This is a genomic window from Paenibacillus tyrphae (genome assembly GCF_027925525.1).
Lineage (GTDB): Bacteria > Bacillota > Bacilli > Paenibacillales > NBRC-103111 > Paenibacillus_G > Paenibacillus_G tyrfis_B.
This window is the reverse complement of record NZ_BSDJ01000001.1, coordinates 466056-489398: the sequence shown is the minus strand read 5'-3', so window position 1 is coordinate 489398 and position 23343 is coordinate 466056. Positions and strand designations below refer to the sequence as shown.

Sequence of the window (23343 nt, the reverse complement as noted above, 5' to 3'; positions counted from 1 at the left end):
AGGAATAAGACATATAAGTTCTTCAACATAAAGCCTTGAAAGAATGTCAGTTTGATTTTTAAATGACATGTATAAAACATTGTCGGGGGCAATTGTTCTTTCTTTCTCTGACGTTTAGCACGATATTGTAATCTCCAAGCAATTCTTTTTAGCATCTGCAAACATTCATTGTATTCTCTGCCATGTAGCATACCTATCACCCACCTTTGCTATCCAAATTTTAGGTATCAAGAATTATAGGTGCTTTTGGCATGACAATAACAACCATTTTTTTAATATATATATAATTAATAGGAACGTTTGTTCCCTTTTTTGTATTTTATCATATTGATAGACATAAGTCTTATAATTAGTGCGTGATGGTAGCATAAATATAGGTATATTCTATGTAACCGGCATACTCATATGTTATTGCCTCCCAGTAAGTATTGGCCGGCATATAATAGTTAAACGTTATGGCATGGCCCTGGCCACCAAACGGGAGCTCTTCCACGTTATCTGTATTGTTGAGAGACTGATGTATTTTTGCCATACCTTTTTTGGGGTCCTGTGGAGATTTCCCCCAGGCAAGCGGCACCGCATCACTAACATCACTGATTGTCGGATTAACGATTTTGACCTCTTTTACCTTATTCCTCTGTTGATCGATCAGGAATAAATTCTATATTTTTGCTCGCCTTGATGTCTCCAGCGATTCCCGGCTATATTACGCGAGATACGATGTCCAGAATCTGTTCGTTCTTTTCCGACAAACCAATTCCCATAACCATAGACATTTGATAATTGGAGCTTGTTACCAGAAACAGTGTCCGCCTCTCCTAGATTCGTGCCGTTGATCTGACTTTTCTTGAGACCAGATGATTCCCTTTAGGGGTGCGGCCAATATTTTTACGAAAATATACGCTAAGCTGTCCATTGAGGTCGGCTTGGCGTTTTTCAATGAAAAATTCGGCGCAGGAAATGATCGAGGGCCTGTCCTCTCGCGTAGGCCAGCTCTCGTCGTTCGATCGATCAAAACAGCGGCATCATCGACTGGCAGGAGTGTACCTACGAAGCAACCCTGCTTCCCTGAGACCATGCAGATAAGAGTCGTCATTCCTAATTCGAATATAACGATCCCCGGCCTATTCTCGTAATAATGACTAGATTTATAGGTCCGATGTACTATATACACCAATACCCAAAAAATGGTATTATGCAGAGGTTACATTTATTACAAATTATTCATTTTAGGGAGATGAATGTATTATGAAAAAATTTAAAAAAGTAGTATTGTGCCTTGCCTTAACTTCTGTTGTATCGGCGTTTTCTATTGTTGGGGGAGCTAGCGCTACAGCGACAACGGCAGCTACTGCTGCCACTACGACTGAGTCTGTAACGATCACTGATCTGGGCCCTAATGCAAATGACGCACTTTTTGCTTCGATTGCTAGTCAAAGTAACAATCAAAATGATATGATAATAAAGCCTCTAGCGACAGATGGTAGAAACATCAGCTATAGCTTCGCTCAGGTTTCAACTTTTGTTAAAACGGATGCTCTTCCAACTAGCACCTATGGAACAGTTCCTCTTAAATTAGTTCAATATACACCATCCAAAAGTTCTGTAGCTAGTTTCACATACCAATTCTCAAATATCAGTGGCACAAAGAAAACAACAGTACAACAGGTAACGGCTGACATAGAATCACCTGCTGAAACACTTACTTTTTATAATGTGCCGGAAGGAACAGCTTCAGATCCAATTTATTTGTTTATTGTGCAAAAGGGTACCGATAATTTTAACTTTGGTAATGGTTACACCGCCTACTAAAAAGGAGGGGTTTATTAGTGGCTAATAAAGCAATGATATGGGGGGCAGTTGTCTTAGCAATCGGTTCTGCTGTTCTTACCGGAGCTATTACAACTAACGGTCAAGTTGGAGCCACTACAACTCAGAGTCAAACTTTAGGGGATTCTTCCGATAGGCTGCCTGATGTTTTGTTAGAGGACTCTAATCACCCTGAAAAGATAATTACGAATGACGGATCCTATGCTTTGAAGAAAGAAATGCCTGACTACAATTTAAGTGTGGATGAAATAGTTTACGACGTATATAAAACAAATGCAAAAACAAAGGTGCTCCTTAAAGATGGTGATATCTATATCAAAGAAGAGCATCGTTAGCAGACTATGAATCATCAATAAGGATAGTACGGGGACTGAATGAGGGCGAAATTGCCCTCATTCAGTCCCCTTTTTATGATGGGCGACCTTCAACATTTTTACCGAAAATTTATGCTAAGGACAGACAAAACCGTTTGGCAACCGTACTGCGGGAAACGGGGCGAATCGAGAAAACGATCTTCATCCTAGATTACCTTTCCGAGCGAGGCACTGCGGCGAAAAATCCATCGGGGGTTGAACAAAGGGACCCATAGCGATCTTCTTCGGAAACATGGGAACTGCGAGAACGTGCACTACCAGACCAGCTCAAATGGGCTAGTGCGTTGAACATTATCATCAATGCAATCAGTGTTTGGAATACCGTTTATCTCCAGCAAGCAACAGAATACCGTAAAAAAACAAGGAAAGCCTCCAGAAGAACTACTAAACCACATTTCTCCGCTCGGATGGGAGCATATCAATTTATTAGGCGAATACAAATTCAATTTTAGGCAGAATACGTCTCTCAATTCATTACGACCACTGAAAAACAGGAAGTTGAATAACCCGTTGGCTTAGCGTATATTTTCGTTAAAATGTTGGCGGGACCCCCTTATTTAAAACTTTTAGTCCCATGTACAGCGAAAGTACAAAAGAGATAAATGAGAAGCTAACCACACAAGTTAAATGATTAGATATAGAACGAAAGGATGAGTAGAGCGTATTAACACGCTCGTTATTCATCCTTTTTAATATGATGCTATCGGTTTATTTTTTTGGAAAAAATTTGGGTATGAAGTAGGAATTTCTTGTTCTATGTCGAATTTTTACAGCATATAGTCCGTTGTATATAAGGGGTTAGTGGGATTGTTGGAGTCAAGGGCTGATCGGAAGGTTAGTAGATAAATTGAATAAATTCTAGGAACTGGCACCAAATTAGCATTGACACCAAAGTCAGAAGTAGTTGGACACTTAATCGTTGGTTTTCAATCATCAGACCCTTTTAGAATAAATATCGATGAATACGGCGTAGGTGCTGAGTAATTTTTTTTGGCTTCTTCTAGTGGTTACACGAGAAAAACGATATTCTGTAACAATGAATAAAGCAAGGTTTTTTGTAGACGGCGACTTTCTTGGGAAATGAAACAACAGAAGGGAATTTCACATAAGTTTCGGACGCATAGAGATAGGACCTAATGGAAATTTGCTATTTAGAGAAGGGGAGTTTTGAAGTTGTATATTTCCAAAATTAATATAGAGAATTATCGAAACTTTAAAGGGGCTAATAATATTGTAGAGTTTAGCGAAGGGGTCAATGTAATCATTGGCCATAATAACTCTGGAAAATCTAATGCACTAAGAGCCCTTGATTTAGTCCTAAACGTTGGATCATCCAAAAGATTGTCAATCGATGATTTTAATAAAGAAGTAACTATCCAGGAGTTAAAGAAAAAGTCGCCTAGAGTTTCAATTGCCGTTACTTTTTCTGAATCAAAAAAAGAAGATGAGTTCTCCGAAGATTTAGTAACGGTGTCTACGTGGTTGACTGAACTGAAAAGTCCCTATCAAGCGCAATTGACTTATGTTTTCTACCTTCCTGAAAAAGAAGAAGCGGAGTATAAGAAAGTATTAGCAAACATCCAATCTGATGATATTGAGCAGTACTGGTTGGCGATTAAACATAATTTTTTGAGAAAATATAAGAGTAACATCTATGGAGGAAATCCGGATTATAAACAAGTTGCTGATTCAGAGAATTTGCGGAAAATTGATTTTCAATTTTTAGATGCTATAAGAGACGTTGAACGCGATCTGTTTACGGGTAGGAACACCTTATTAAGAGAAGTCATTGATTTCTTTATGGATTATGAAATAAAGAATGACAGTACTAAAGATAAACTAAAGCAGCAAGAAGAGATAGCGCAATTAAAAAGAGAATTTTCTGTTCGGGCATGTGAGTTAATTAAAAGTTTGCAAATAAGAATGGAGCAGGGGAAGAGCGAGATGCTTAGTTACGCCAATAGTACCGGAGCTTCATTTGGTAATGCAGAACCAGACTTTGATGGTCATATTATGGATACAGAATTGTACTCAGCCTTAAGATTAATTGTTAAATATCAAACAGGTATTTCTATTCCTGCTACTCATAATGGATTAGGATACAACAATTTAATATTTATGTCTCTACTACTGGCAAAAATGCAGAAAGATGCTTCAGGTGATTATCTTGGAGGCAACGCTAAAATTTTTCCTATATTAGTAATCGAGGAGCCTGAGGCACATCTACATCCTGCTATGCAATATAAGTTTTTAAAGTTTATAAGAGACAATATTAAAGAGAAAGCTCGACAAGTGTTTGTCACCACACATTCACCAAATATTACAGCCGCAGTTAGTTTAGATGAAATCATCTGTTTTCATCGTAAAGAAGATAATACGTTAAACGTTGGGTATTTAGGCAAAGCTTTTGGTAAAGATTTTACATCTAAAGCTTACGTACAGCGGTTTTTAGATTCTACTAAATGCGATATGTTGTTTGCTAAGGGCATAATTCTTGTTGAGGGAATCACTGAACAATTAAATATGTCACTATTCGCTCAATATGAAGGATATGATCTAGAGAGTAATCACATATCGGTAATAAATATTGGTGGAAGATATTTTGAACATTTTCTTAGACTCTTTGATTCTAGTAATGAATATACTGTCCACAAAAAAGTTGCTTGTATTACAGATCTTGATCCTGTTAGAAAAGAGAATGTAAAGGATGCACATTTTGAAAAATGCTATCCGTATGAACTAGATCAAGATAAGACTAAATATACCTATAAGTCATGTTCAAATGAGCTAGTTGGAAAATATCCATTTGACCCCCAAAAGCAAGAACCAAGAAAAAATATTTTGTGTTTTTCTCAAGAGCTAGGAAAAGGTAAAACTTTTGAATATGCACTTGCATACAACAATCCTAATTGTAAGTTAATACTTACCGAATCGATCTCTAATTTGAAGGAGTTAACAGATATAATGGATTGTTATAAACAAGGTAAACCATTAGATCAGTTGCTCAAGTTAATGGGAACGCAAGGGAAAGAAAATCCCCGAATTGCTGATAACATTAAAAAGTACACTGGTTCAGATAATAGAGAGCACTTAATTGCATCAAGATATTTAAACTCCATTAAAAAAGGTGAGAATGCTTACGAATTAGCAGTAGCTTTAGAAGACAATCTCGGAAAGAAAAATAGCACCAACTTTAAAGTGCCAACTTATATTAAGGATGCGATAGTATGGGTATGCAGTTAGTCAAATCCGATTCTAAAATTAATATCGAAAAACATTTTAAGATTACTGCTGGACCAGGTGCCGGTAAAACAAAGTTCTTAATAAATCATCTAAAGAATGTTCTTCATAATTCAACTCGCCTAGGCCGTAGTCGGAAAATCGCTTGTATCACTTATACAAATGTAGGAGTTGAGACTATTGTACAAAGACTTGGTGATGATGTTGATTATGTAGAGGTTAGTACAATACACAGTTTTCTCTTTACGCATATTGTTAAACCATATTTGCACTTAATCAGTGGTAAATACGAGATTAACCATTTGAAAGTAGACTCTCCCTATGAGCATATTTTCTCAAATGGTTATTTTAGAAAAACTGATTTGAGTATGAAAAATATACAAGAGCAAGAAATGAAGAAGATATTCTGGTTTATTGAAGGTGACTCATGCAAATTACATATACGAGACAGAAAGAGTGACTTCCATAAGAGTTTGCTTAAATATAAAAAAATGTTTTGGGAAAAAGGAATCATACATTACGAAGATGTGTTGGCTTTTGCTTGGGAGATATTAAATTCATCAACAGAAACACTTCGTATAATACGTTCAAAATTCCCGTATTTCTTCATTGATGAATTTCAAGATACTAATCCGGTCCAAGCTGAGATTGTTAAACTAATAGCTGAAAAAGAAATAGTTGTGGGAGTTATCGGAGATAAAGCTCAATCCATTTATGAGTTTCAAGGTGCTGATGTCAAGCAATTCGATAATTTTACATTGCCGGAAATGGTACTTTATAAAATGGAAGATAACCATCGTAGTACTGAGAGCATAATCAACTTATTAAATGGAATCAGAAAAGATATTGTTCAAAGAAGCCCAGATAAAATAACGGGAAGCTCTCCGTGTATTATCGTGGGTGAACCCTTGAGAGCGCTAAAATATGTGCAAGGGGCTCTAGATAATAAGGACGTTACTACCCTTTCATATTCTAATCTAATGGCTAATTCCGTTAGAAATAACAAGGATTATAAAGATGAACAGAAGTGGACGTTAATTGATGAAGCATTTGTGGATTCCAATCCTGATCGAAGAAAGGTATTAATTTCGGTTATCAAGAGTATTGAGTATGCAAGACTGAATCATTATAAGGATGCGATAAAGGAACTCAGTAGACATGTGAGATTGACAGATGACCATAATGGTCAAAAGACCGCATTAATACTTATTAAGATGCTGTTAAACGAATATAGCGACTTTAGTGATAAATCACTATGGACAATTTATTGTAAATTAAATGGAACAGGTTTCTTTAATATACCAAAGATACGGGAAAGTAAAGGGGATAAAGCTCCGTCATCAATTGAAGAGTATTATAAAAATACGATTTACTCCAGTATTGCTCTACATATAAAGATAACTGAAGATGATAGCCTGCATCGTACAATTCATAAAGCCAAGGGCAGTGAGTTTGATAATGTGATGGTAATTGTGAAGGGCAAAGACGGTCACAAGTATAATGAAGAGCGAGACCTAGGCTTTCTATTAAAGCCAGATATAGATGGTAATGAAGACCATCGAGTAAATTATGTAGCTTGTAGTAGGGCGAAGAAGAATTTATATATTTGTGTTCCAGAGATATCGGATGAAGGTCATAAGATTCTATCTGCTAAGTTTATTATTTGCAAATTGTAGGGTAAATATGATAAATACTGGAAATACGTCTTGAGGATTTGTGGGATTTCAACTGACTCCTTTATAATGACACGAACTTCCTTGGATTCCTAAAGAGCATCATGTGATGCTTACAACTGACAAGAGATATCACTAATAATAAATATACTTATTTGCAAAAAATACAAACTGAGTTGCCATCATAGAAAAATCCAGATTATGATTCCTTATTAGGCATTAAGACGATTATAACTCTGTGATTTGTATCAAGATTGAGGTGATATTTGTGGGTTACTATATTGATGTTGAGGATATAGAAGTTACTCATGAATTTATTAAGAAGCACATCACATTTGTGTTATCAGACGACACCGTTTATGAGGAGTTTTATGATAGTTTTCAAAAGTTCTTTCTAAGAAAAGTATTATCCTTTCAGGCATTTGAATCGCTAATGGATTTCCTTAATGGACATCCAATTAGCAATAAGCAATACATAAAAAATAGTTTGCGACGAATATTCCGAAACGATGAACATTTTAAAGGGATTATTGGGGAGCACCTATTTGCGTTTTATATAGAAAAGAAAATTCCTGATTTTTTGTGGGCACACGGACCAAAAGGTCGATCTTCTGCTGAACCAGGCATTGATTTTATTACTTTCACAGGGAATTCGGATGATAGAAAATCAATAGATATGACTATTTGGGAAACAAAAACAACTGAGAACACTGTTTCTTCTCGAGCTACGGAAATATACGATTTTTTTAGTGAGAACGGTAGTTTTGATGAAAACATTGATAGTGAAATAACATCTGTCCAACAGCTCTTTGTATGCCATCCAGAATGCGAACTGAAAGAATATGTGGCAGAGTTATACGATGTTATTATAAATCGAGAATTCAAAATTGGTGCTATTGGAATATCGCCCCGTTTTGTATCTACAAATGATACATTCAAAAAATTTGCGGAGTGTTTTAAGGTTGATTTATCAAAAGAACAGCGCATAGTGAATCTCGTTTTTGTAGAGCTATTAATGAAGATTTTAAATGATTTGAGGGATAACGTATGGAACAGGTTACAAGCATAAATAATTTAGAAAAGTTGTTATTGCGTTTAAAATCTAGCGAAGAACCCCAAACATTTAAAAGAGTGCTAGAGAATCTTATGGTCCACTGCATAAATTTGGAGGTTAACCAAAAAGAAGTAAGTGAAACACAACTTGAAAAGTCTATTCAGGCAATGAAAAATATCGAAAAAATAACTCTATACTTATTTTCTGAGTATAATAATGTTCTTAGGCAACATGACAAGGATTTAATGGAAAAGGCAATGAGAATTTGTGCATTAGCGAGCGAAAAATTAGGAGATTATCTCAATAACGTAAGTGAAGAGAAATTGCTCTCGCTTAATAGTTATCAAATTACTCTAAAACAACTTAAAAGTTATTGGAGAGCAGCCGTAGCATATACAATCAGTAAAAATCCTCCTAATGCCTTCGTTGTAGCTAAAAAGTACAGCAACATACTTGAACAAGCGCTGCTTGCAAATAAGTTATCGAATGATATGAGAGATATTTATAGATTCTCCTATTACTTGCTCAGTAGACATTTTATCAATGATATTCAAACTCAAATTGATGATAAGAATTTAGTAGAGGTCTTTACTCATTTAAGAAGTTTTATGCTATCTGGGAGTTATCCCAATGCGGAAAGAGCCAATACAGCGCTTCATGAGTATATTGAAAGCAAGTTAGCTGAATATCAAACTGATGCTGTTTGGCATTTGAAATATCTAGCTAGTTGTATTGAGACTATTATTAATAATAGTGTTTGGACAAATCTGTCGGATATATTTTCAAGTACCTACTTACAACAGTTGATTAAATCCAAACCCTCTGTATTGGAGCTTTGGCCCAATCAACTAGATGTCATTAATAATCCTGAGGGTTTCCTTAGAAATAATAATATTAAACGGACAATGATAAACTTCCCAACGAGTGGTGGTAAGAGTCTGCTTGCTGAGTTTGCGGTTGTAAAAGAACTTGAAAACGATATTACAAAAAAATGCTTTTATATAGTTCCAACAAATGCTTTGGTTTATGAGGTAACTAAGCGATTTAGAGAGAGGTTTAGGAGACTCGGCTATAAGGTCTCTAGTTCAATAAGTGGATATGAACCTGACTTTGTTTTTGGAAGTTATACAGAAGATAATGTTATAGTAACAACTCCAGAAAAACTTGACACAATAATTCGTAAAAATTTTTCTGATGGAGTATTAGACAGTACCTCTCTTATAATTTTTGATGAATTTCATAAAATACAGGACAGGGAACGTGGATGGCTTATAGAAGGTAGTATCTCGTTTCTCATTAGTCATGAGATTTACTCTAACATAAAACTTCTTCTATTATCGGCAATTATTGATAATGGATCTTCGGTGATGGAATGGGTAGATGGAGAAGAGAAGTGTTCCAGTCATATTCCAAATGACTGGAGGCCAACAATTAAATTAAAAGGTATAGCAAACTATGATTATGAAAAGAAAGGAGGAAGATGGATAACGGTTTCCCAACAGGACAATGAATATATAGAGGGATATAAAAGCTATAAAGCCACTGCCCGTATCAACTATAAATTAGGAGACTCAATAAGAAGTTTACCTTTATTTCAATTCGCGAGACATCACTATATAAGTAATAATAAGTTAGCTAGAACCGTTAATATTAAATCTGAAAATTTCATAATGGGTGTTGCGCAAAAGCTCAAAAACCTTGGTGGAAGCCTCATATTTTTTCATACAAAAGATGATTGCGAAAAATTTGTGAGAAATTATGAGCCTCTTTTTCCAGAACGAATGAAGATTAGCCCTGAATTAGAATATCTTATTAAGTACATTGAGAAGCGGCTAGGATCGGAGCATTTGCTTACTGTTGGTATAAATAAGGGGATTGTTTACCATCATGGAAGCTTGCCCATTGATATTCGTGAATCGCTTGAAGATTATTATTTAAAAGGCTTCATTAAAATAATGGTGTGTACTACTACCCTTGTTGAAGGTGTAAACTTTCCTATACAAAATTTTATTCACACTGGGCGGACATATGAAGGTCAACAAACATTAAGCTCTGGTGATTTTAAAAACATTGCGGGACGTGCAGGTAGGGCATATCAAAGCACATTTGGACAAATAATCTATATTAATTTTTATAAAAATATAATTGAAGAACATTTAAATTATGAGGACTACTCGAATAATGTATCAAGCTCATTAGTTAATGATGATGAGCTTTTCGCAGCCTTAGATAAGTTAGAGGAATTGGAAGGTGAAATGCAAACTACACAATTGTTAGAGTTGACTTCTCAGCCTTTTGCTAAGTCCTTATTGCTTTTCTATAATACGTTTTCAACGCATGATGAAGATATTGATTCTATTTTGCATAAAACTTTGTTTTCTTATCAAAATAAAGATGGTAAGGTAGAAAAATTAACGACATTTACAAAAAAATTGTATTATTTCTTTGATACGCAAACTCCAATAGATTTAAGAAAGATACAAGAAAGTGGCCTATCCGTAGTAAGTTATCGTATTGTCCAACAATTATCTTTAAAGGTGATAGAAAATTACTCGCGTTTGAACGGAGTGATAGCTTCTGTAAGTGGGTTAATAGACCCAATACTATACACTCAGATATTATCGTTGAAGGAAAGTAAAAGATTTATTGTAAAAAGAAGTACAGCAGCTTCGAGCGAAGTTGAGGTAGATGATTATGGTATTTTTATTGATTGGATTGAAACGGGTAAATCTTTGAAAGAGCTTTCAGAGGAATATTTTCAAAATGTTGAAGAAACTTATAGAATGACCAGAGTGGTTGAGTATGTACGAGATATGTTTGAGTTCAAACTGCCGTGGGTTATAGGTACGATGTGTTCTGTTGTCATGGAGACAACCGGTAATAATCAAATATTTATGTTTCTTCCTTTGTATATAAAATATGGCGTTAACCATAGTGTTGAGGTCAATCTTTTTAAGTTGGGATTTAACTCACGCGAAACAGTAAAAGGTGTCTCGAAACATCTTATAGAGAATACTAGGTACAGAAGTCTAGATGAACTAAGAGATTTTTTAAAAGAGGTAGAGCCTTTATTATTTTTAGATGATTCAACTGAAAGCAACATTACTCCATTGGAGATAAGAAAGTTGGTTTCATTGACTAATAATTACAGGGACATAACTAATGTTTTTCGAGAATATGGTTCAGTAGACTTTAATATAGCAGGAACTAAGTACTATTTGAGTGAATATCTTGAGAAAGAACAGATTCTTAAAGAGTTGGAAGAGGAGGTTCAATTAGAACTCAGAGTGGAAAAAAATAATTTCTACGATGAAAATGCAGTGGAAATATTATATCAAGGTTACAAACTCGGTTATGTTCCAAGACAATATAATGAAGAAGTATCATATTATTTGGACTTGAGTTATAAATATTCTTTGAATGTAGTAGGAGTAAACATTAAGGGAAGAAGTCAATATATCGAGGTCGGAGTTAGGCTCTATTTTGAACTGTAAGACATACAAACCTTAAACGCTAAAAGTAGCTACATTAGCTGTAAAAGGTGATGAACCTCGGCAGTAGCGATCATGGCGGTGATTTATGGCTAGACAAGAACATAGAGAAGTAAGGTGCTCAAAATGCTCCTATGCAGATCATCAAAAGTCAGAGAGCAATTGGTTCAAGAATATAATATTAAACCCATTGCTCATGTTCGATTGTTAAATGGACAAAAGCGTAAAAGTTGTACTAAAGACTTACTTACTGACAGCTATTATTGCTTTTCTTATAGGGCAAAAGATAGTGATATTGCAGGAACTTTTTTATGTGGTACATATGCAGCAAATCATTTCCTTGAATTAATTCAGCATCCCAGGTTAATGGTATTTGACCCATTAGTATCCGAAAATGTTGGAACAAGAAAAAGCAACGGCACTAATAGAGACAGAGGATTAAATGATACATGGCATCCAACCGCAAAACAACTGTTCAATGCAATCAACCTGATAGTTATATGTTGGGGACAGGTTCCAGAAGGTGTGTTGCAAAAAATAAAGAATGAAATTGAAAAAAATAAAAATCGCGAGCCACTACCTGGACAAATCAAAGCAATAAATACAATTATCTCGAGGGATAGGAAGAACCGTACGCTTCAACAAATGCTTGATGATTTGCGGAGGAATAATAACATGATTCGAGATTTTCATTTTAATTTGTTGAATGAGAGCCTAATCAAAAATAAAGTTGAGCCATCTTTTTTTGGGTATTAAGAGTCATAGAGTTAGTAAGGTTAATGACAGCAATACGAACTTTGAAACCAACAAAATCCAAATCGGGTCTATGAAACAAATTGATTATTTATTCTATCGCTTAATTGCGTTGCGTTGATTGGCCTGTGTATGGATAAAGTGAACGAATAAGCATCTTATTTCTAGTGATGGAGGGTTAAATGAGTATTTCTATTCAAAAGGTTCCATACGGATCTGAGCTTGAGAAATTCGTTAACTCAGCATCAGTATCGTTAAAGATAACCTCACCGTATATAACTTTTAAGGGAATCCAATATATCACAAAATCTAATGTCGTCCCTAAAATAATAACTAAAGTCACGGCTTCTAATCTTAGCTCATTTGCACTGGAAGGGAGAGCACTAAAACATTTATTGGTACTGGGTGCTGAAATAAGGTCTATTCCAAACCTTCATGCTAAGGTATATTTAGTTGATGATAATAAAGGGATAATAACTAGTTCTAATTTAACTGCATCTGGCTTTTCGAAAAATGTAGAACTTGGTATTTACTTTGAAAATGAGATTAATCTTTTTGAGTCTACCAATCTTTTTTTTAATAAGTTATGGGACTGTGCGGCTCCCGTGACACTAGACACCTTGGAAGCGTTAGAACAACAAATAAAAGTAACAAAGCACGATAATGGAATTTATAGAATTAGAACGATTACAGACGAAGAGGATATAATACCTGTACCTGCAATTGGCAAGCTGGTTTATAACATTGAAGAGAAAGAACTAACAATTAGGAAAGAAGAAGTTAACGGAACGGAACTCGATTATGAAGAATATGATGAAGGCGGTGATTACTTTGTTCCATTACCTACTAATATTAAACCTATAATAGATAGTTTGAATTCACTAGATGACAGAAGAGTTCAAACTGTTATAAATTCTTTAGCCTTGGCAACAAAAGAGAATTTTGAAAATTGGCTTCAGAACTTAAAAATGAGTGAGTTTGAATATTTAATTAAACCTTTAAATAGTTATCCTTATAAAAGGTATGTAATCAGAAAAATTATTGCTGATTGTTGCGTATCACATCTTTCGTTACTTATAAATATACTTGTCTCAGATATCTCGAATGAAAGCCAATTGTCAGTTTATTATGATAATTTAATTGAGAGAGTGAAAAAATTTAAGGAAGACCAGAAGGAAGAGTTTATCGGTTTAATGGTGGATATAATTGATTCACTTAAGGACTCTGTTCACAAGGGTCAACTTAATGGAAAAAAGAATTTTGCGAAACCAAACTTAGATAAATTGAGCTACCTTTTAACTATTTGCGGAAAATCAATCTATAAATCTGCTGAATTAGAGTACAAAGATGTCCAAACCGAAGTATGTTTAGTTCCAGGGTATCAAGAGATAAAAAGGAAACGTGAAGCTCTTGGAGAAGAGTTTTGGTATTATGCCGAAACGTTTTTTTCAGTATTAGAATCAGGAGGCTGGAATAGTAATCTACCTTCCATAAGTTCACTATTTAAAGAATTAAGTAAAATCAAGCTATCATTCGAACAAAAAAAGAGAATTAATAAACTAGCTAGAGATATAATGGCTTCATTGAAAGAAGTAAATAATGAATTAGTAAGAGATTTAATAGAAGAATTTAATAAAATTAAAATGGATATTAACCTAACTTTAGTTCAAAAAGAGCATCTGAAGATAGCACTTCTTGAACTCCCACGAACTACAGGGCGGTTAGTTCAAATATATGGACAATGGACTAAAGATGGACAGATTATTAGAGATAATTCTTTGAAAAAGAAAATTGATCATTTAAGCACGTTATATGCGACATTCAGTATATTGAGGAAATGGTTGTGAAAATTATATTATCGTAATAGTACAAGTTTCCAACTTTCTTTTCATGGCAATTTGTGGTGGTTCCAGACTTTTTATTTTTCGTGTTTATCACGTGCCGCGGCAAACCCAGTAAAATCAACAAAATTGGTTCCACACTTTTTTATCACCCGACAGATAAGTGTTCAGTGATAAAGATGTCTGGAACCAGTTAAAGATCTATGGAACCAGTAAAAGATGTGTGGAACCGATAAGAGATGATTGAACATCTAGAAGGGAGCCCGAGAGGAATAATTCGGTGCTCCCTTTTAAATTGTGTATAAGTTGATTTACAGAGAACTTCAAGACCGGTGGTGAAATTGATGAGTGACATTGGCTATAGAATCAAATGTATCCGCAAAGAGAATAATTTAAACCAAATTCAGTTTGCAAAAAGTATAGGCATATTACAAGGAAACCTGAGTGAAATTGAAATGGGAAATAGTAATCCCTCTACGGAAACACTTATATCTATCCGAACACAATATAATGTGAACGAACTTAAATTGGTTATTAACAGGTAAGGACTTGGAAGAAGGTAAGACCTTTGAAGATGATTATGAAAAAACGTTAATTCAAGTTTTTAGAATTCTGGATGATTACGACAAGAATGAAATAATTGAGATAATGCGACTTAAAGAAAGATTAAGATCAATAAAACGAAGCTAATAATAATTAGTGAGTTTTTTTACATGCTACATAGGTACCAAATGAGCAAACCGTTTCGCGGAATTTTTCCGTGGAACGGTATTTTTGTATTTGTAGAAAAACAAATGAGCTAAATAAACAAATAAAAATGAGCTCTTTGGCAAAGAAACTCTTTCGTCAAAGTAATATTCATAGCTCATGCTGTCCCTGCAAAATAAAGTGATAGACTCGGAGATAGTTGTAGACTATGAAAATAAAGATATAGACTCAGAAAATAAAGTACTAGACCGACTGCGGCGTTACGCTAACCGGCAGCAGAATAGTTCAATTAATTCTACAGAATGCCAGGGGGGATTGAGTATTTTAAAATCACAAATCAGACGTTATTTGCAAAGATTGGCAACATAAGAATACCAAAAGAGAAGGGTAGACGTGAGAAAAGAGATCCACAGAGTACGTGGCGATGACAATCAGAAGCAAAACAAACGAAGGAACGCTTGTTCAAGTGTGTTTGTGATGAAGCCCAAATAAGTGCGGAGCGTGTCTGCCATTATTGTATTGTTGGATTCCTGACACGGGGAACATTTTATTCTCTAAAGTCTTCGGCTAAAATCAAAAAACGCGCCTGAACCATGGTGGTTTTGCGCGTTTTGTCGGGACGAATACGGTGTCAGGACGGAATGTTCATAGCGGTCTGAATATTTTTCAGATCGAGCTGAATTTGCTCCGGAATATGGTAAGGATGGTATAGGCCCCGCTGCATCATGTAGTTTGTTATCTTTTCATGGGAGTCTATAGCTTCGTCGAGCTGTTTCATCAAAATTTGCTTGATTTCGGGGGTGGCACATTCGGTTACGGCCATGGCGTAGTTTCTGACTCCGCTCTTGGCGTTCATCAAAAAATCCATTGCGATCACGTCGTCGGTCAGCGTATGAAGTCCTGTCAAGTGTTCTAATAGGGTGTTCATGTTTCTATCTCCTTTAGGTTAGGGTCACTTTAGACAGCACTCCACCGAGCTCCTGAAGCTGCTGCTGTGATAATTGCACGTCTTGCTGCAAAATTTGCCTGAGCTCCGGGTCGGTTACCAGAGCTTGCATGGTTTTGGATTTGGTCATGCAAACGGTCTTGAACGCAGCCATTTCATGAACCTCCAGCATCTCATGCAAAGCGTAATTGGAATTCATCGTATTGTCCTCCCCTGTATTTACCCATATTCAGGGCTTTAAGATGACTTTGATGCAATTGTCCGTTTTCGTATCGAACATTTCATAGCCGTGCTTAGCCTCGCTAAGCGGAATGACGTGCGTAACAATATCTCCAGGGTCTACTTTGCCCGACGTAACCAACTCGTACATATACGGCATGTAGTGAATGACCGGGGCTTGTCCGGAACGGATATTCACGTTGCGTTGCATGATGTCGCCGAGCGGGAATCCGTTATAGCGTCCGCCGTATACCCCAGTGACTTGGATGGTCCCGCCTTTGCGGACAGCCTGAGACGCAATGATAAATGCGCTCATGGTGCCGCCTTGCAGTTTCAAACCGCTGGCTAGAAATTCGAGATCGCTCATCTTGCCGTCCATTCCTACCGCATCAATCACGACATCGGCGCCGCCTTTGGTCATTTCCTTAAGTTTGTTGCCGATATTCGTATCCTGTTCGAAGTTTACGATTTCCACATTGTTCGTTCGCTTCGCATGCTGTAAGCGGTAATCGACATAGTCAACGGCGATGACCCGCTTGGCTCCTTTCAGCCAACAGAATTTCTGCGCCAGAAGTCCGACCGGACCGCAGCCGAGCACGATGACCGTATCTCCATTCTTGACGCCGGCGTTATCTACGCTCCAGAATGCCGTCGTCATTGCATCGGCGATCAAGCTTAGCTTTTCGTCCGGTTGCTCGCAGTTCTCAGGAATCTTGAAGTGGGTGAAATTAGCAAACGGAACTCGTAAATACTCGGCTTGCCCGCCAGGGTAACCACCAGTCGTTCCGGAGTAGCCGAAATATGCGCCCATATCCCCGTGTTCGTTTGAATTGTCGCATTGGCTTTCCAGCTGATTCTTACAATAAAAGCATTCTCCGCATGCGATGTTGAAAGGGATGATCACCCGGTCGCCTTTCTTTACCTTGGTCACTCCAGGGCCTACTTCTTCTACGATCCCCATCGGTTCATGCCCGATGACATAGTTCTCCTGAAGGTTAGGGATCATCCCGTGAATCAGGTGAAGGTCCGAACCGCAAATGGGGGAACTGGTGACCCTTACGATCATATCGTCCGGTTTCTCAATCTTCGGATCCGGCACCTCTTTGACCACGACATTTTTAATCCCTTGATACGTTACCGCCTTCATGCTTTATGTCCTCCAATATGTTCATCTGGGGTCCGATCAAACATCCCTTTACGCGACGTATCATCCGGGAACAAATTCATCTGCCCGATCATCACTGTATTTTTCGCTGAAAGCTGGTCGAGTTGGTACTGTTCGTTAAGCTCGTAAGGATGGAACCATTTTTTGCGAATCATAAGCTCCGTGATTTCTTGGTGCAGTGCAATCCCCTGCATAAGATGATTGCGCAGCAGCGCTCTTACATCGGGAGAAGCCGTTTCCGTCAGGGCGATGGACAAATTTCGCACACCCTCCTTGGCACGAATAAGGAAGTCCATTGCAAATGTCATATCTGCCATTTCCGGCATATTTAACGAATTAATCGGGTCTAAATAATCGGTGTTCATTAGCGCTCCCCTTTAATGTGTGATAGGTGCCGGGCTATTCGGAACAGGCGCTTGGAATGGAGCTCTTGCGTAGATGGCCTGGAGCTCGGCGATCTGTTGCGTGGACAGAATGACGTCCTTCTGCATTAACGCTTTTAGCTCTTGGTCAAAGACCAAGCCTTGCATAAGTTTTGACTTAGCGAGGCAGAGCGTTTTAAAGTTTAACGCTTCATGCAGTTCCATCGATTCGTGCGGCGCTAGCGTTGGCGTATTCATTGAGAAATCATCCTCTCCTTTTTTCATCAAAGTTAGATTTTCCTACGCATCGGATCCTATACTAAAATTGATTGCCGAAATGTAGGGTCCGGATATTCCTGTGCAGTCGCAGGAATATAAACAAAGTCTCAACCGCATACTTATTTCTGTTTATATTGATGATCCTTGTTCAAGGGAGGAGGAATCGCTTTGCCCAATGAAAACAAAATTGATCTAGCCACCGAAAATGCAAGAAACCCGGCAGAAGCTACACTTAACTCGAGCGTCAATACGCTGGAGCAGCATGCATCTAACGCGGTTTCTGAGGCGCAAACGGCTTTAAATCAGGCAATAAGCTCGATAAGTGAATCTAATGCGGCAACAAATTCACAAGCTTTGGAGACGGCCCGGCAGCAATTGACCCAAGCTGAGGAATTTTTAGATCAAGCGCAAACTTCAGCAAACGCATTACGTCTGCCGGACCAACGCAGCGAATCATGACAAGCGAAAAGGAGGCCCTTAAGGGGCCTTCCTCTCTTTCTTCTGCTTCCTATTATTACGGATTGGTCGTTAAAAATGCCGACGTTCTTCAGCACCAAGCGCGGCGGCAGCAGGAGCGCGGCCAGCGCAAGCTGGGCGACGTCTTCGGGGCATAGCCCCACATTTAGGAACGTGTCGTACTGGCTGCGTTCTTTTGTTTTGCCGTTTCCACTCGTGTCATGGTTCCGAAGTAGATCACGCAGAACGCTCGAGTCATCAGGAATGTGAGGAAAATCGTAGCCCATGACCAAAACCAGTTCCAACGAACATACCGAATCAGATCGGTATATTGTACGAGCAGCACCTCACCTATCGTCAGTACAGTAGTGAATAACACGTAATAGCCGAATTGAATCCAGCCACTCCGATGGCTCGGATAATACGCGTTGAACACCGCGCATGTCATCGGATAGGCCATATATTCGTAGGTGAAGCTCGTCCGACTAACGTCGGCAAGCTCCCTTACGGGATAGGCGAGAAGTTGGAGTTCGACCACGGCATGACCGAAAATACACATCGCCAATCGACGTTTCTGCCGCGGGATGATGAGAATCAATAACAATGAGAGGATCCACACTTAAACGATAATGCCGCTTTGCAGCAGCAAACTCATCGCTCGCTCGCTTCCTTCCTGAAAACTTTGCGGTTTCTAAAGAACCAGCTCGCTAGGCCGTGGACGGATAGGAATATAGTCGATAACACGATCGCCATCAAACTCCAGTGAAAATGTACATAATCCACCAAGTCGGTATTTGCGGCTAGCAACCCGTCAATTAAGGTGAGCAGTGAAATCCAGGCGGCAAAGTAAAAACACTTCGTCAGCTTATTCGCACGAGGTCTAGAGATGTAATAAAGACCGCTCGCAACAGGCGTCCACACCACTTTGAACGTGATATTCAAATCCGAAGCTTTGGAAAATTCACGCAACGGGTAGGCCACCAAATCAAAGTGAACGAGCAGCATTTCTACCGTCCATACCACAGCCTGACACGCAAGAAAGCACAACACAAATTCATGAGCTTTTGCTCTTGGAACAAGAAAATAGATGGTGGTTATACACACAAACCAGACTTGCAGCAATAAATTCCGTTCGATGTCCGTGGCCATAGCTTATACAAGGAAGGAGGCTCCTATGTAAGTGTACTTCTTTTTATTCATACTTTCGTGGGCGGTGATACTTAGGCAAAAGCACAACACCGTTTACTCGTTGTCCGTTATAGACACTATTTGCGGAGTTCCCTTAAAAATATTTTATTATTCCAGGCACTTGAACCACATTCAGTCATATATAGGTGATAGCAGTACGAACCTGTTGAGGAGGATTTTATACAAATGCTGTTACCGAGTGAAAAGTATTTCGGTAAGTTTGAAGCGGTTTTTTTATTTTACGGGGCCATGCCTACAGGCGTTACTGTTTCTGAAACTGGGCGCATTTTTATTTGCTTTCCAAGATGGGGAGACGATGTTAAATTTACGGTGGCTGAAATCGTTCGCGGTACATTACAGCCTTATCCTAGTTTAGACGCTAATTTGGTAAGCCAATCGAATATCACAACGTCCTTCATTAGTGTCCAAAGTGTCGTTGCTGATGGTAAGGGAACGCTTTGGGTACTGGATACGGGGGCTCCTAATTTCTCAGAACCCATCAACGGGGGGGCGAAGTTAGTCGCTGTAGATTTAAATTCAAATACCATAAGAAGTGTATATACATTTACGGAAAATGTTGTCCTGCCAACCACTTATCTGAATGATGTCCGAGTTGATTTTCGTGTTGGTAAAGCAGGTTATGCTTATATAACGGATTCGTCTTCCCGAGGACCGGGAGCCATTATTGTCGTTGATTTAGAAACGGGTTATGCCTGGAGACGGTTAAACGGGGCAAATTCAACTTCGCCCGATCTCTTTCTCTTACCGAAAGTTGAAGGTAAAATCCTGATGAATCGAAACAAAGACGGATCTACTTCACCGTTTAGATTGGCATCCGATGGTATAGCGATTTCCCCGGACGGCAAGATGTTGTATTTTTGTCCTCTCTCCAGTCGTCATCTGTACTCGATTTCAACGGAAGCCCTAAGAGACCGAACGATACCGGATATGAATTTACAGGATCACGTGAAGTATTGGGGAGAAAAAGGTGCTTCAGATGGAATGATCACCGATGCAAAAGGAAACGTTTATGCTGGAGACTATGAAAACAATAGTATTCGAAAGATATTGCCGAATGGAATAATGGAAACCATCGCACATGATCCGAGGATTTTATGGCCGGATACTTTTTCTATTGGTCCAGATCAATACTTATATTTCATCGTGAACCAATTACATCGGCAGGCAAGATTTCATTATGGAAATGACCTGCGGCAGAAGCCTTATAGTTTACTCCGTATGAAAATAGACGAACCACCTGCTCCTACCTTTTAGTAAATATTTCGCTTTACAAAGTTGACTCTATTTGCAAAGAAAATGTATTTTATGACTTTAGGGTTATTAAGAATTTGGAGGCTGCCGCTCGGCAGCCTGTTCAGCTATCGGGGAACGTTAGTTGAAGCCCCAACCCAAGTAATCGCCAGCATCGATGAGCTCCCTGCGGCAATCCCCTGATACCAGCGCCCGCGGCAATGCCAAGCTGGGTAAAAGAGCTGTTTAGACTAGCCATAATACCGGGCGCTTCCGGAGCAAGAGAGACAACGTTATAATTCTGTACCGCCCCGAACGACCATGCAGCAATCATCCAGATTATGAGCAATGTGATAGAGACCATTAACGAACCAGAGATGATGGATAGCAGTATGAGGGCGAGAACATGAAGGTGGATTATTTTTTCTTTTCATTATCCCCCCAAGGGGGGATATAATGGGCATAAACGTATTCAATGACAAGGAGTTCCCTATGCCCATTCAAAACCTTACAGAACAAGATAAATCTTCGAGTCAAAAACTCAAAATCATACTCGCCCTTGCTATCCCTGCCATTATCGAAAACCTTTTACAAACGCTTGTAGGGTTCGTGGACACTTTGTTCGTGACTAAACTAGGGATTAATGAAGTTGCGGCAGTGGGTGTAGTTAACGCGATTCTTGCTGTATATATTGCTATCTTTATGGCCCTTGGCATTGGAACCTCGTCCTTAATTGCCAGAAATATCGGGGCCGGAGATATTTGGCGGCTCTTTATCGGGATTTTTGAAATATGCATGAATGACAAGAAGGCGAGTGAAGCAACATCCGTCTATCGCGTCTTCTTTTCCTTAAAGGCGGAAGATAATTATTAATAATGCAGCTAATAAGGCAATGGTACTGCTCCAGATACCCTGAAACCGTCATTAAAATTTCATCTGGAACCGGTAAGCTTATAATACCAAGCACTAAGGCACTGAAAATGCCTATAATTTTAGATAACAATCGGAGAAGGTTTGCAAAATGGCTAGAGGCCCTAGCATTAACACTAGGGCCTCCATTATTATTATCGAATGTAGTGATCTAGAGCTTTTTGTAGATCGGATAACACTTGGCTTCGGTGCTCATCCTGAACAGAAGATACCACACAATGTTCCAGATGGTCTTTTAATATTACTTTGGCAACACCGTCTAGCGCCTTCTTAACAGCAGCAATCTGAAGGAGGATATCGGGGCAATCTCTGCCGTTATCAGACGTTTCTTTTATAGAGCGAACATGGCCTTCGATTCGGGCTAATCGGTTAGTCACTTGTTTTCTTTGCTTATGAGGGTGCGTGTGACCGTGACTATGTTCGTGTTTATCGTCCTGACTGTGCTCATGATCGTGCATAAACGCCCTCCTTCCTCTATGGCTTATTTTATCTGCCCTGTATTCGTTGTGTCAAAGTTAAGAATGAAGGGTTGTACTAATCGATTCCGTTTAAATTCTGCACATTAAACAAGCGGTAATAAGCCCCGCCTTCTTTCATCAGCTGCTCATGCGTTCCTTTTTCTTTGATCTCGCCATTTTCTATGAGAACAATTTGGTCAGCGTGGGTAATGGTCGAAAGTCGATGAGCGACAATTAAGGTCGTTCTGTCTTTCGCCAATTTTGCGAGAGATTCCTGGATCAAATGTTCTGACTCTAAGTCAAGAGCAGAAGTGGCTTCATCCAGGATCAATATGCCTGGGCTTTTAAGAAAGACGCGAGCAATAGCTACACGCTGCTTCTGTCCGCCTGATAATTTCACCCCGCGCTCACCGATTTCCGTATCGTACCCGTTCGGCAGATTCAAAATAAAATCATGAGCATTTGCAGCTTTTGCCGCATGTATAATTTCATCCTCGGTAGCGCTTGGTTTACCAAAAAGTATATTTTCACGAACCGTTCCGCTAAACAAAATATTATCCTGTAACACCATGCCGATCTGATCACGCAAGCTCTTTATCGTGATGTCCTTAATGTCCTTATGATCAATCAAGATGCGTCCTTCTTGAATCAAGTGTTGGGAATTTATGGGCCCAATAGTCTGGTGAATAGATCATGAGTTGCTGAAGTCCATGGATCCCGGGAGACATGGGAATCTTGGAGACATTCCTCAAGAAATATGAGGAAGATTGTGGATTTTTTGCTGCTAAAGAATTCATTCGAATGGGCCAGGGCAAAATATCTTAAGGGATGCGCTGGAAAGTAATTGAACGGTGTATCCTATCATAAAGCGAGGAGGCGAAACAAATGGCTAAAAACAACGAACACAAACGGGATGACGCTTCTGAAAATAATACTACCAACGCGGCTGACACCGACACAGGAGAAGCTGTAGGTACTGTTGGCGGAGGTGCGGTAGGCGCCGTCGTAGGTTCCGCATTGGGACCCATTGGAACCGTTGTAGGCGGTATAGCTGGAGCGGCGCTGGGGAACAAGGCTGGCGAGAATGCTGTTGAAGGTACCACGGATCAAACAAAATAAATCGGG

General features: G+C 38.6%; 23 protein-coding genes and 2 pseudogenes. 16 read left to right on the top strand and 9 right to left on the bottom strand.

Annotated features, from left to right (window positions below):
• Positions 1-1248 precede the first annotated feature (1248 nt).
• From QMG93_RS02205 to QMG93_RS35300, 11 genes and pseudogenes are all read left to right on the top strand, one after another.
• Positions 1249-1812 (top strand): hypothetical protein, encoded by a 564-nt coding sequence (locus QMG93_RS02205; RefSeq protein WP_281933246.1) that lies wholly within the window; start codon positions 1249-1251, stop codon positions 1810-1812.
• Positions 1813-1829: 17 nt separating this feature from the next.
• On the top strand, positions 1830-2165 hold the full coding sequence (locus tag QMG93_RS02200; protein ID WP_281933245.1) for a hypothetical protein: 336 nt from the start codon (positions 1830-1832) through the stop codon (positions 2163-2165).
• 134 nt (positions 2166-2299) lie between these two features.
• Positions 2300-2656, top strand: a pseudogene (locus QMG93_RS02195) (Tn3 family transposase).
• Entirely contained in the window at positions 2598-2723 is a 126-nt protein-coding gene (locus tag QMG93_RS35305; protein WP_413789252.1) for a hypothetical protein, read from the top strand. Before QMG93_RS02195 ends, QMG93_RS35305 begins: the two are co-directional and overlap by 59 nt.
• A 654-nt stretch (positions 2724-3377) precedes the next feature.
• Positions 3378-5447: an ATP-dependent nuclease gene (locus tag QMG93_RS02190; protein WP_281933244.1), complete on the top strand. Its 2070-nt coding sequence runs from the start codon at positions 3378-3380 to the stop codon at positions 5445-5447.
• A complete protein-coding gene (locus QMG93_RS02185) occupies positions 5432-7120 on the top strand; it encodes a UvrD-helicase domain-containing protein (protein ID WP_281933243.1) in 1689 nt (562 codons plus the stop codon). The genes QMG93_RS02190 and QMG93_RS02185 overlap by 16 nt, the downstream gene beginning before the upstream one ends.
• Before the next feature lie 265 nt (positions 7121-7385).
• Positions 7386-8186 (top strand): hypothetical protein, encoded by an 801-nt coding sequence (locus QMG93_RS02180; RefSeq protein ID WP_281933242.1) that lies wholly within the window; start codon positions 7386-7388, stop codon positions 8184-8186.
• The gene (locus QMG93_RS02175) at positions 8165-11665 is read left to right on the top strand and encodes a DEAD/DEAH box helicase (RefSeq protein WP_281933241.1); all 3501 of its coding nucleotides are present in this window, start codon (positions 8165-8167) and stop codon (positions 11663-11665) included. Before QMG93_RS02180 ends, QMG93_RS02175 begins: the two co-directional genes overlap by 22 nt.
• 114 nt (positions 11666-11779) lie before the next feature.
• Positions 11780-12418, top strand: a complete 639-nt coding sequence (locus QMG93_RS02170) for a hypothetical protein (protein WP_281933240.1) — start codon at positions 11780-11782, stop codon at positions 12416-12418.
• Positions 12419-12597: 179 nt separating this feature from the next.
• Positions 12598-14262, top strand: a complete 1665-nt coding sequence (locus QMG93_RS02165) for a phospholipase D-like domain-containing protein (RefSeq protein ID WP_281933239.1) — start codon at positions 12598-12600, stop codon at positions 14260-14262.
• A gap of 338 nt (positions 14263-14600) precedes the next feature.
• On the top strand, positions 14601-14801 hold the full coding sequence (locus QMG93_RS35300; RefSeq protein WP_413789247.1) for a helix-turn-helix domain-containing protein: 201 nt from the start codon (positions 14601-14603) through the stop codon (positions 14799-14801).
• 794 nt (positions 14802-15595) lie between these two features.
• Here QMG93_RS35300 and QMG93_RS02160 read toward each other — a convergent pair.
• From QMG93_RS02160 to QMG93_RS02140, 5 genes are read right to left on the bottom strand one after another with little or no spacing between them, the layout of a single operon-like run.
• Positions 15596-15892, bottom strand: a complete 297-nt coding sequence (locus QMG93_RS02160; RefSeq protein ID WP_127462733.1) for a spore coat protein — start codon at positions 15890-15892, stop codon at positions 15596-15598.
• 13 nt (positions 15893-15905) lie between these two features.
• Positions 15906-16109, bottom strand: a complete 204-nt coding sequence (locus QMG93_RS02155) for a hypothetical protein (protein WP_120749738.1) — start codon at positions 16107-16109, stop codon at positions 15906-15908.
• Between the two features lie 30 nt (positions 16110-16139).
• Positions 16140-17276: a zinc-dependent alcohol dehydrogenase gene (locus QMG93_RS02150; protein WP_281933238.1), complete on the bottom strand. Its 1137-nt coding sequence runs from the start codon at positions 17274-17276 to the stop codon at positions 16140-16142.
• Positions 17273-17659: a spore coat protein gene (locus tag QMG93_RS02145; protein WP_120749736.1), complete on the bottom strand. Its 387-nt coding sequence runs from the start codon at positions 17657-17659 to the stop codon at positions 17273-17275. Before QMG93_RS02145 ends, QMG93_RS02150 begins: the two co-directional genes overlap by 4 nt.
• 12 nt (positions 17660-17671) lie before the next feature.
• Complete coding sequence (locus QMG93_RS02140) at positions 17672-17914, bottom strand: spore gernimation protein GerQ (RefSeq protein ID WP_281933286.1); 243 nt, start codon at positions 17912-17914, stop codon at positions 17672-17674.
• A 189-nt stretch (positions 17915-18103) separates the two neighbouring features.
• Here QMG93_RS02140 and QMG93_RS02135 point away from each other — a divergent pair, with 189 nt between their 5' ends.
• Positions 18104-18394, top strand: a complete 291-nt coding sequence (locus QMG93_RS02135) for a hypothetical protein (protein ID WP_281933237.1) — start codon at positions 18104-18106, stop codon at positions 18392-18394.
• Positions 18391-18549: a hypothetical protein gene (locus tag QMG93_RS02130; RefSeq protein ID WP_281933236.1), complete on the top strand. Its 159-nt coding sequence runs from the start codon at positions 18391-18393 to the stop codon at positions 18547-18549. Before QMG93_RS02135 ends, QMG93_RS02130 begins: the two co-directional genes overlap by 4 nt.
• 8 nt (positions 18550-18557) lie before the next feature.
• On the opposite strand, the gene QMG93_RS02125 is transcribed toward QMG93_RS02130, so the two are convergent.
• The gene (locus QMG93_RS02125) at positions 18558-18950 is read right to left on the bottom strand and encodes a CBO0543 family protein (RefSeq protein ID WP_281933285.1); all 393 of its coding nucleotides are present in this window, start codon (positions 18948-18950) and stop codon (positions 18558-18560) included.
• Between the two features lie 92 nt (positions 18951-19042).
• Entirely contained in the window at positions 19043-19540 is a 498-nt protein-coding gene (locus QMG93_RS02120) for a CBO0543 family protein (RefSeq protein ID WP_281933235.1), read from the bottom strand.
• A gap of 225 nt (positions 19541-19765) precedes the next feature.
• On the opposite strand from QMG93_RS02120, the gene QMG93_RS02115 reads away from it, so the two are divergent.
• On the top strand, positions 19766-20854 hold the full coding sequence (locus tag QMG93_RS02115; protein WP_281933234.1) for an L-dopachrome tautomerase-related protein: 1089 nt from the start codon (positions 19766-19768) through the stop codon (positions 20852-20854).
• A gap of 432 nt (positions 20855-21286) precedes the next feature.
• Positions 21287-21703 (top strand): MATE family efflux transporter, encoded by a 417-nt coding sequence (locus tag QMG93_RS35190; RefSeq protein WP_309299645.1) that lies wholly within the window; start codon positions 21287-21289, stop codon positions 21701-21703.
• 191 nt (positions 21704-21894) lie between these two features.
• On the opposite strand, the gene QMG93_RS02105 is transcribed toward QMG93_RS35190, so the two are convergent.
• Both QMG93_RS02105 and QMG93_RS02100 read right to left on the bottom strand, forming a co-directional pair.
• A complete protein-coding gene (locus tag QMG93_RS02105) occupies positions 21895-22218 on the bottom strand; it encodes a metal-sensing transcriptional repressor (RefSeq protein WP_281933233.1) in 324 nt (107 codons plus the stop codon).
• A gap of 76 nt (positions 22219-22294) precedes the next feature.
• A pseudogene (locus tag QMG93_RS02100) lies at positions 22295-22867 on the bottom strand (ABC transporter ATP-binding protein); the annotation flags it as partial.
• Positions 22868-23103: 236 nt separating this feature from the next.
• Here QMG93_RS02100 and QMG93_RS02095 point away from each other — a divergent pair.
• Positions 23104-23337: a glycine zipper 2TM domain-containing protein gene (locus QMG93_RS02095; protein ID WP_281933232.1), complete on the top strand. Its 234-nt coding sequence runs from the start codon at positions 23104-23106 to the stop codon at positions 23335-23337.
• The last annotated feature ends 6 nt before the right edge of the window (positions 23338-23343 follow it).